Annotated in this window: 7 protein-coding genes; 5 read left to right on the plus strand and 2 right to left on the minus strand. The window is 71.7% G+C overall.

The window, feature by feature from the left end:
- Positions 1 to 36 precede the first annotated feature (36 nt).
- Together TR49_RS34685 and TR49_RS34690 are read right to left on the minus strand one after the other, a co-directional pair.
- Entirely contained in the window at positions 37 to 1,383 is a 1,347-nt protein-coding gene (locus tag TR49_RS34685) for an alpha/beta hydrolase family protein (protein WP_236653661.1), read from the minus strand.
- A 123-nt stretch (positions 1,384 to 1,506) separates the two neighbouring features.
- A complete protein-coding gene (locus TR49_RS34690) occupies positions 1,507 to 3,432 on the minus strand; it encodes an ArnT family glycosyltransferase (protein ID WP_042389168.1) in 1,926 nt (641 codons plus the stop codon).
- Between the two features lie 284 nt (positions 3,433 to 3,716).
- Between TR49_RS34690 and TR49_RS34695 the strand changes: the two genes are divergently transcribed.
- The 5 genes from TR49_RS34695 (at position 3,717) to TR49_RS34720 (ending at position 9,750) form a co-directional block, all read left to right on the plus strand.
- A complete protein-coding gene (locus tag TR49_RS34695) occupies positions 3,717 to 5,999 on the plus strand; it encodes a HAMP domain-containing protein (protein ID WP_052434905.1) in 2,283 nt (760 codons plus the stop codon).
- A 21-nt stretch (positions 6,000 to 6,020) separates the two neighbouring features.
- On the plus strand, positions 6,021 to 7,601 hold the full coding sequence (gene pgsB / locus TR49_RS34700; protein WP_084725731.1) for a poly-gamma-glutamate synthase PgsB: 1,581 nt from the start codon (positions 6,021 to 6,023) through the stop codon (positions 7,599 to 7,601).
- Positions 7,598 to 8,080, plus strand: coding sequence for a poly-gamma-glutamate biosynthesis protein PgsC/CapC (locus TR49_RS34710; protein ID WP_042389169.1), 483 nt, complete (start codon positions 7,598 to 7,600; stop codon positions 8,078 to 8,080). Before pgsB ends, TR49_RS34710 begins: the two co-directional genes overlap by 4 nt.
- Before the next feature lie 53 nt (positions 8,081 to 8,133).
- Entirely contained in the window at positions 8,134 to 9,195 is a 1,062-nt protein-coding gene (locus TR49_RS34715; protein ID WP_042389172.1) for an NlpC/P60 family protein, read from the plus strand.
- Between the two features lie 96 nt (positions 9,196 to 9,291).
- Complete coding sequence (locus TR49_RS34720) at positions 9,292 to 9,750, plus strand: flavodoxin family protein (protein ID WP_042389187.1); 459 nt, start codon at positions 9,292 to 9,294, stop codon at positions 9,748 to 9,750.
- The last annotated feature ends 79 nt before the right edge of the window (positions 9,751 to 9,829 follow it).

Below are 9,829 nucleotides of genomic sequence, written 5' to 3' on the forward strand. Positions count from 1 at the left end.
TTTCGCGCCGTCACGCACGGTCGCGGGGTCCTACCGTCAGTGGACGAACCCGATCTCCGGGTAGGTCTTGCTGGGCCCGTCGAGCAGGGTGCTGTGGTGGCCGCGCAGTTCCTGGTCGAAGAAGGCCGCGAGGTAGACCCGCTGGACCTGGATCGCCCGGTCCGGGTCGATCGTGCCGAACTGCTGCTGGACCTGGTACGGGGACTCCCCGGTCAGGCGCGCGTACTCCGGGACCAGGGCCTCGTTGTCGCTGAAGGACAGGTGCGCCGCGCCCGCCAGCTGGATGTCGAGGTGGTAGCCCGTCAGGTGCGACCACAGGGTGCGCCACGACGAGTCGTCGTTGCGGTTGTGGGTCGCGGAGCTGAAGAGCAGGAACGGGCGGTTGAGGTTCTTGCTCGGCGCCGAGCCGAAGAACTGGCCGTCCAGGTCGGCCCCGGCCTTGATCCGCGAGTCGAGCTGCATGGCGGTGTCGACCGCCGCACCGCCGAGCGACCAGCCGAACATGCCGATGTGGGACATGTCCACCGCGCCCGCCAGCCCCTTGGGGAGCGTGGCGTGGTCGGCGTCCGGGTTGCCGCCGTTGGCGATGGTCTGGAGCTGGTTGATGACGAAGCGGATGTCGGCGGCGCGCACGGCGAGCGTGTCCGAGGAGTGCGCGTTGGACGGCATCGTGTCGACCTCGACCCGGCTGCCGGGGAACTGCACCTCGTTGGCGTCGTGCGTGTGGTCGACCGTGACGACGATGTAGCCGCGGCTGGCCATGTCCTCGGCCAGGGCGGTGCCCATCGAACGGTCCGAGTGCAGCCCGGTCGAGTAGAGCAGGACGGGAAGCTTGCCGAGCTTGGTGTCGACGGGGGCGAGCACGTGGCCGGCGGTCGTCGGCAGCGTCACCTCCTGCGTGTTCAGGCCGCGGGAGGCGAGGAAGTCGGCACCGGAGAGGGACGGCATGTACGGCGCCGCGTAGTGCCCGGACGTGGAGGACGCCGGGTACCAGACGGACACCATGATCTCGCGCGGCCTGGTGCCGGGCACGTACGGGTCGGTGCGGGACTTGTCGACGAGGTGCATGCTGAACGTGCCCACGCCGTACTGCCCGGTCGGTGCGGGGATGCTGAGCTGCTGGGGGGCCATGCCCACGCGGTGGGCGGTCACGCCCGGGGTCGCCGGCTTGACGGCCTGGTGCTGGAGCGGCGCCTCGTCGTTCTGCGGTGCCCAGGGCGTGTCGTCGTCGGGCGAGAACCCGGAAGCCGTGGGCTTGCCGGACGTCTTCCCGGCCGCCATCGCGGGCGCGACGCCCGCTCCCAGGACGATGGCCAGCAGGCCCGTGGTGCCGACCGCTCTGGCGATCAGTCGACGGCGCGGGCGCGGGCGACGGTGGTGCATGGAACCCCCTTTTCGGTTTTTCGTTCCGATCACGACCGGGCGATCGGATTCCGCACACAGTACCGCCGCTGACGCGCGTTGACTCAAGGGCCCTGACGTTCCGTCGAGAGGGCCCGGCGGGGGTCAGTGCTGGCTGCGGCAGTCGTACAGGGAGGTCGTCCCGTTGGTCGCCTCGCCGTAGGCCATCGGCGAGACCAGCGTGCAGTGTGCGGTCACCCAGCGACTCGCGTCGGTCTTCGGCCTGATGGACGTCGTGATGACGTACCGGAGCTGTCCCTGCTGCACCAGCGAGGTCATGTCCTGCGCGGACGGGAACGGGGTGTTCCCGGTGAAGCCGCCGGTCACCAGGACCGGATCCGACGTCGCGCGCAGCAGTGGCTCCGCGGGCTCGGCGCTCTGGGTGGCGACCAGGTAGTGGGTGGTGCCGCGGTTCTGCTCCAGGTAGGTCAGCAGCTTGCCGTAGCGGCCCGAGGGGGCGCCGAAGCCGACGGGCGAGCCGGCCTGGTGGTGCAGCAGCTGCGTGTAGCCGATGCCGACAGGGCCGGCCAGCGGCGACGTCGCGCTGCCCGCGTACAGCGGGTCGAGCACGGAGAAGCACCACACGAGGGGGGCCAGGACGACCGCCAGCAGCCCCGTCGCGGCGGCCGCCGCGGTGACCGCGTCGATCCGTGGGCGCGCCGCCTTTCCGCCCCGGGCGAGACCCGCCGCGGCGGCGAGGGCCAGCAGGCCGACGACGGGGACGAGCCAGACGTTGAAGCTCTTGTACTTGGAGCTGACGACCGCGGCCCACAGCACGCTGACAAGCAGTGCCGCGAGCAGGGCGCGGCTTCGGTCGCCGCCCTCCCGGTAGGCGGCCCAGGCCGTGGTCAGGCCGGCCGCGGCCAGCGCGGCGATCGCGGGGGCCAGCACGACCAGGTAGTAGTCGTGGATGCCGGAGGACGCCCCGAAGACCAGGGTGTTGATGGCCAGCCAGCCGCCCCAGAGCAGGTAGCCGGCGCGCTGCTGGTCGGTGCGCGGCTCGCCGCGCCGCCAGACCAGGCCGATGCCGAGACCCAGCAGGGCGATCGGCAGGAACCAGCTGATCTGCGGCGCCGCGGTGTGGTTGACCAGCACCGTCCAGCCGGAGCCGCCCACCGGGCGGCTGGCGGCCGTGCCCGCCACGCTGCCGAACCCGGCGGTGTTCCCGACGCCGCCGCTGCCGAAGCGGGAGAGGCCGTTGTAGCCGAAGACGAGCGCGAAGGGGCTGTTCCCCGTCGTCCCGTCCAGATACGGGCGGCTCCCCGCGGGTGTGACCAGGACCCACAGCATCCACGCGCAGGACGTCAGCAGGGCGACCAGACCGGCGACGACGGTGTTCCTGACGCGCCGTCGCAGATCCCCCTGCGCCGCGTACAGGGCGACCAGGGCGAAGACCGGCAGGACCATCCAGGCCTGGAGCATCTTGGCCTGGAAGGCGAGCCCGATCCACACGGCGGCGGCGATCAGCGGACGCAGCCCGCCGGTCCGCACCGCGTTCATGATGCTGCCGGCCGCCAGCACCAGCAGCAGGGTGAGCAGCGTGTCGGCGATGTTGCGCCGGTCCAGGGCGGTGGCGATCGGCGTCACGGCCAGCAGCAGGGCTGCCAGCAGACCGCTGACGGCGCCGGCCCACTTGCTGACGACCCGGTAGAGCACCAGGACCGTGGCGACGCCCTCGGCCGCCTGCGGCAGCGCCACCGCCCAGACGTGCAGGCCGAAGATCCTGACCGACAGCGCCTGCAGCCACAGCGAGCCGGGGAGCTTGTCGACGGTGATGCTGGCGCTCGGGTCCAGCCCGCCGTAGAGGAAGGCGTGCCAACTGGAGGCCATGGAGCGCACGGCCGCGGTGTAGTACGGGTGCAGTGAGGTGCCGCTGATGCCCCAGCCGTACAGGTAGGCGGCCAGCAGGCAGACCAGGACGAGACCTGCGACGACCCAGCCCGGCGTACGCTCGGCGGCGCGGCGGCGCGCCCGGTGGGCCCGCCGGCCGCCCGCCTCAGCCGAGAGGGGACCGAGATCGGTGGTCGTCATGGAGTGGCACCTCTGCGGCGGGGGTGAGCGGACAAGGGGTGATGCATCGGGAGTCTAGGCCAGTTCTCTTCGCGTACCCTCACCGGTTCAAAGGCAGAGCGGAATATACGAACAATCAGGACATACCTACTGACATCTCTTCGCACAGAAATCGCACAGCCTCGAACGTGTCGACAAAGTCTGGTAGGAAGGGGCCACTCATGTGACGCTTTTGTGCCTGTGAGCTCGCTAGCTTCGGGCAGATGAACGCCCTGGCGAGGAGCCGCGCCCTCCCTGATCCAGAGGTGAATACCCTGTCCACGCCCGCCGTGACGCCGGGGCAGCCGTCGCCGATCGTCCGCAACCGACCTCGTCGGCACAAGACCCGGCTCCGGGCCGACATGCCGCTGCTCGGCGGCGTCCGGCCGCCGATCGCCGTGCTGCTCTGCCTTCTGCTCGCCGTGGTCGCCCTGGCGATGCTCGCGCTGGGCACCACCGTGGCCGAGGACGTGCCCCAGGCCGTGCTCACCTCCCAGCAGCACATCGCCGCGGACACCGCCTCCGAGATCCGCGCCTCCGTCAACCAGGACGTGGCGGCGGTGCGCGAGTCCGCGACCGCGCTCGCCGGGGCGCAGGCCGCCGACGACGCCGCCTACCTGAAGATCTTCACCTCGCTCGGCACCCACTGGCGCGGGGCGGCCCTGGTCGACCCGGCCACCGGCAAGGAACTGGCCGTCTCCGGCGAGAAGTTCCCGGCCGGCGCGGTCACCGGCGTCGCCGCGGGCGACACCATCGCACCGAAGCTGGTCACCCTGAAGAGCGGGGACACCAGGCTGCTCGCCTTCGCCTCGGTGGACCTGCCGGGCCAGGGCACCCGCCTCCTGGTGGGCTCCGACGTCCTCTCGGTCCAGGCTCCCGGCGGCGACCTCACCCGCACCGTGGAGCTCGTCAACCAGCACGGCAAGGTGGTCGCCACCACCGGCCCCGCCCTGACGACCACCCAGGACCGCCGCATCCCGGCCGACGTCGCCTCGGCCTCGGCGCAGCAGGGCGACATCAACAGCACGACGCGGCCCTCCGGCTTCCTGCTCGGCAGCCTCGTCAGCGGCAAGCGGACCGTCGCGGGCTGGGCCGACGTCGCGTCACAGGCCGATGGCAGCGCGGACTCCCTGCACCTGGTCGCCGTGGTCGCCGTCAGCACCGCGCAGACCTCCGCCGTCACCGGCAACACGCTGGTGGCCCTGACCGCCGCCGCGTCCCTGCTCGTCGCCACGCTCATGATCACCGCCCTGCTGGTGCTCGGGCTCCAGCGACCGCTGCTGCGGCTGCACCTCGGCGGCGCCCGGCTCGCCCGCGCCGACCTCTCCCGCCCGGCTCCGCAGCCGCGGCTGGGGGAGTCCGCACGGATCGGCCACGCCCTGGAGGCACTGCGGGTCCAGCAGCTGGGGGCCTCCGCGCAGGAGTTCCAGCCGCTGCGCCGGTCCTTCGGCGCCCGCGCCCTGGTCGTGCTGTGCGGTGTGCTCCTGCTGGCCTGGTCCGTGCCGCTGCTCTTCCTCGTCGACCGCCCGGCCACGAACACCGTCCCGGCCCAGATGATCAGCGACCAGCAGCTGCGCACCGTCTCCGCGGCCGGCCGCATCAGCAGCAGCCTGGCCACCGGCTCCACCGACGTCGCCGGGATCGCCACCGCCATCGGCAGCCTGAGCAGCTCCGACCAGATCAAGCAGTTGCTCAACCGGACGCTGAAGGAGCACGGGCGCTACAGCACGCTGTACGTGCTGGCCCAGGACGGCGCCGTCATCACCCGGGTGGGCAGCAGCCCGCGTCACCAGCTCCACTCCGTGCCCGACGGTGACGGCGTGCTGCAGCTCAACACCGGCGGCAAGGTGCCGTCGATGGCCGTCTACGCCAGCGTGCCCAAGAGCGCGGCCGCCTTCGTGAAGAAGCCGACCGCCCTCGGGGCCCGCGGGCCGGTCGCCGTCGTGGGCGAGTTCGACACCACGTACCTCAACAGCATCCTGAACCACGCGGGGATGGGTCACGTCTGGCTGGTGGACGCCCGGCACAAGGTGATCGGCTCCGCCGCCGGGTTCAAGGCCTTCCAGGACCTGCCCGACTCCTCGCTGACCGACCTCGCCGTCAACAACCCGTCCCAGCCCGCACACACCCTGGCGCCCACCTCCGACGGCACGGCCATCGCGGCCAGCGCCGCGGTCGCCGCCATCCCGGGCGTCTCCCGCCAGCCCAGCTGGCAGGTCGTCAGCGCCGAGCCGGTCGCCTGGCTCGACCTGAGCGCCAACCGCACCCAGCACCTGACCATGCTGGTCGGCATGATCGGCCTGACCGTGTCCGTGATCTGCCTCGGCTGGCTGCTCGTGGTCGTCGTGCGACCGCTGCGCGAACTCGCCGGCATCGCCGAGAGACTGGCCTCGGGCGACCGCAAGACCGTGCTGTACCCCGTGCACCACGACGAGGTCGGCTCCATCACCCGAAGCCTGGAGATCATCCGTCAACGTCTCGTGGCCGGGAGCCATGCCGCCGCGTCCTCCTCAGCCACCGCGTCCACAGCCACCGCGCCCCGGTACTGACCGATCCGAAGGAACGATTCGGTGCTCTTCCTCTACTGCGTGCTCATGATCTGCTGCGCCGGGCTGCTCCTGGCCGGCGTCGTCGAGCAACGGCGGCACTACACCTCGCTGGAGCAAATACCCGTGCGGGTGCTGGTCAACGGCATCCGCGGCAAGAGCTCCATCACCCGTCTGTGCGCGGGCGCGCTGCGCGGCGGCGACCTGGTCACCGTCGCCAAGACCACCGGCACCGCCGCCCGGTTCATCCACCCCGACGCCACCGAGGAGCCGGTCTACCGCAAGTTCGGCCTGGCCAACGTGGTGGAGCAGATCGGCATCGTGCGGCGTGCCGCCGTCTACCGGCCGGACGCGCTGGTGATCGAGTGCATGGCGGTCATGCCGGCACTCCAGGAGATCAACCAGCAGAAGCTGATCCGCTCCACCATCGGCGTGCTCTGCAACGTGCGTGAGGACCACCTGGCGGAGATGGGGCCGACGCTGGACGACGTCGCCCGGTCGCTGTCGCGCTCCATGCCCGAGGGCGGGGTCTGCGTCACCGCCGAGCGCGACCGGCTGCACATCCTCCAGGAGGAGGCCGACAAGCGGAACTGCCGGCTCGTCGCGGTGGACCCGGAGACCGTCAGCGACGAGGAGCTGCGCGGCTTCAGCTGGTTCACCTTCAAGGAGAACGTCGCCATCGCCCTGGCCGTCGCCGAACTGCTCGGCGTCGAGCGGCAGACCGCGCTGCGCGGCATGTGGGAGGCCCCGCCGGACCCGGGCGTGCTCTCGGTCGAGCGCTACCGGACGCCCGAGGGCAAGCGGCTGCGCTTCGCCAACGTCTTCGCCGCCAACGACCCCGAGTCCACGCTGATGAACGTGCAGCAGCTGCTGGACCTCGGGGCGATCCGCCGACCGGTGAACGTCGTCATCAACTGCCGCCCCGACCGGGTGGAGCGCAACGGGCAGATGGGCGCGATCGTGCCCGATCTGGACCCGGAGACGGTCTTCCTGATCGGCCATCCGACCAAGAGCGCGCGCGACGGCATCCCCGACGGCTGGCGCGGCCAGATCGTCGACCTGGGCGGCGACAAGCGCGACCCCGAGGAGCTCACCCGCGACCTGCTCGCGGCGCTGCCGGCGGACTCCTCCCTGGTGGCCGTCGGCAACATCCACGGCCAGGGCGAGCTCTTCCTGGACTGCCTGGCCGAGCTGCCGCCGGACGACGAGGAGGACGACGCCTACACCCCGGCGGCCGCCCCCGCGAGCCGGTACGAGGAGTTCCCCGAGGGCATCGAGGACCCGTGGGCGTCGTGGCCCGGCGCCCAGCTGCCGGACTCGCCCACCATGACGCTGCGTCTGCCCCTGCAGCTCCAGCGTCGCCGAAGTCAGCAGCCCCGGCAGCAGTCGTCGTCCTGGTTCGGCGACGACCACAGGAGCGGGCAGCACCGGACCGAGGAGCACGGGGCCGACGAGCACCCGACCGAGGAGTACCGGAGCGCCGAGCGCTACGGCGACGAGCCCTACAGCGAGCAGCACTGGGCCCCGGACCAGCGCTGGTCCGGCAACCAGCCGACGACCGACGACCACCACGACACCAGCCGCCACCACGAGGAAGCCCTGTGATCCCCGCCAACGTCACCCCCCAGACCGCCGCGCTGGGTATCGCCCTGGGCCTCGTCTTCTCGCTGATCTGCTACCTCACCACCAACCTCTCGCCGGGCGGCATGATCACCCCCGGCTGGCTGGCGCTGACCCTGGTCACCGACGTGCAGCGGTTCGGGCTGGTCATCGGCGTCACCGTGCTGACCTTCCTGCTGACGGTGGCGCTCCAACGCGTCGTGATCCTGTACGGCAAGCGGCTCTTCGCCGCGGTGGTGCTCACCGCGGTGGTCCTGCAGATGACCGTCATGCTGGTGCTGCAGCAGGCGTTCCCGCTGCTGTACACCGCGCAGACGCTGGGCTTCATCGTGCCGGGCCTGATCGCCTACCAGCTCGTCCGCCAGCCCAAGGCCGCCACCATCATCTCCACCACGGCGGTCACCCTGGCCGCCTATGTTGTCCTGGCAGCAGGTCTGCTGCTGGGGGCACTGCCCACCGCCTGACCCACCCCCACGCCCGACCCTCGACGGCGTCCAGCCTCGACCCTGGAGTCCCGATGTCCTCGCCGCTCTCCCGCCGCCGCCTGCTCGCAGGCGCCGGTGGCGTCGCCCTGGCCGGTACGGCCGCCGTGCTCGGTTACGAGCTCAACAAGGGCAAGCCCGTGGCGTCGGGGCCCTCGCTCGGCAGCGCCGACGCGTCGTCCGACGCCCCGACGACACAGTCCGGCTACCGCTTCCAGCGCCAGAGCTCCCCCGGCCGCACGGTGGTCCAGGACGGCTCCGGCAACCAGCTCGCGGTCTTCACCGACGGAGCCCGCACGGCCGTGCTGGCTGGTCCGAGCCGGACCTTCAGCGAGCCCAGCACCACTCAGGCCACGGTCACCACCAGCACCTGGGTGCGGGTCCTGCCGAAGGCCTGGAAGCAGGGCCAGGAGAAGAGCGCCTGGTTCACCCAGTGGTTCCCGAAGGCCCTGCACGACACCAGCCCGGACGTCCTGGGGGTGGCGTTCGAGTACAGCAGCGCGGGGGCGGCGAGCCACTACGACTCGGCGGGCGTGCGCTATGCGGGCCGGGCCCACTTCGGCCCCCGCAACCCCGGGGTGACCAGCTCCCTGGACTTCGGCTACCACGACGAGAAGTCCGACTTCTACGACTACCTCGGCATTCCGTGGACCTTCTCGGACGGCACCCACGCGCAGCCCGAGAAGGACCGCTACGGCGACGCGGACTGCTCCGGCTTCCAGCGGCTGGTGTGGGGCTACCGGATGGGCATCCCCATGCACAACACCAACACGGCCGGCGTCGGCCTGCCGCGCCGCGCCTACGCCATCGCCGCCGCCGGGCCCGGGGTGCTGCTCATCCCCAACACCGGCGCCCAGGCCACGGATCTGAGCGTGCTGCAGCCGGGCGATCTCGTCTTCTTCGCCATCCGCAAGGACCAGCCGAGCGTGATCGACCACTGCGGCATGTACCTGGGCCCGGACAACGCGGGCCGCCCCCGCTTCTACTCCAGCCGGTCCGCGGCCGACGGCCCGACCATGGGCGACCTGGCCGGCCACGCCCTGCTGGACGGCACCGACTTCTACGCCCGCGGCTTCCGCTCGGCCAGGAGACTCTGACCCGTGCGCCGCTGATGTCACGTTCCGCGCCGCTGTCCTGTCCCCATCAGTGGACGAAGGGCCAACGGGCCCGGACCCAGCGGAAGGAGCGTGGCCATGAAGGCCCTCATCGTGTGCACCTCGGTGTCCCACGGGAACACCCGGCGGATCGCCGACGCCATGGGGCAGGCACTGCGGGCCGAGGTCGTCGAGCCGGAGCAGGTCGACGTGGAGCGGCTGTCGGGGTTCGACCTTGTGGGCTTCGGCTCTGGGGTCTACCTGCGCCGGTTCCACCCGCGGCTGCGCCGCTTCGTCCGGGCCCTCCCGGCGGGCGGGCGCGGCCGGGCGTTCGTCTTCGCGACCAGCGGCCTGCCGGGGGTGCGCTTCCAGCCGCTCGAACGGGCGTTGGGGCAGAAGGGCTTGCAGGTGGACGGCACGTTCTCCTGCCGTGCCTTCGACACCTTCCTCCCGTTCAGGCTCGTGGGCGGCCTCAACAAGGGGCTGCCCGGCCCGGCCGACCTGGAGCGGGCGCACGCCTTCGCCGAGGGGCTGGCCGGCTCCCCGGCGAAGGCGTAGGCGTGGCTCCGCGTCGCCTCAGGAGGCGTTCAGTGCGGTGTCGTCGAGGACGAAGCTGGTCTGCAGGCTGGAGTCCTCA

This window comes from Streptacidiphilus melanogenes, from assembly GCF_000787835.1.
Lineage (GTDB): Bacteria > Actinomycetota > Actinomycetes > Streptomycetales > Streptomycetaceae > Streptacidiphilus > Streptacidiphilus melanogenes.

Bases quoted from the DNA above. Each gene is read 5' to 3' on its own strand.
- TR49_RS34685 (WP_236653661.1), bottom strand. From the start codon at position 1,383: ATGCACCACCGTCGCCCGCGCCCGCGCCGTCGACTGATCGCCAGAGCG.
- TR49_RS34690 (WP_042389168.1), bottom strand. From the start codon at position 3,432: ATGACGACCACCGATCTCGGTCCCCTCTCGGCTGAGGCGGGCGGCCGG.
- TR49_RS34715 (WP_042389172.1), top strand. From the start codon at position 8,134: ATGTCCTCGCCGCTCTCCCGCCGCCGCCTGCTCGCAGGCGCCGGTGGC.
- TR49_RS34720 (WP_042389187.1), top strand. From the start codon at position 9,292: ATGAAGGCCCTCATCGTGTGCACCTCGGTGTCCCACGGGAACACCCGG.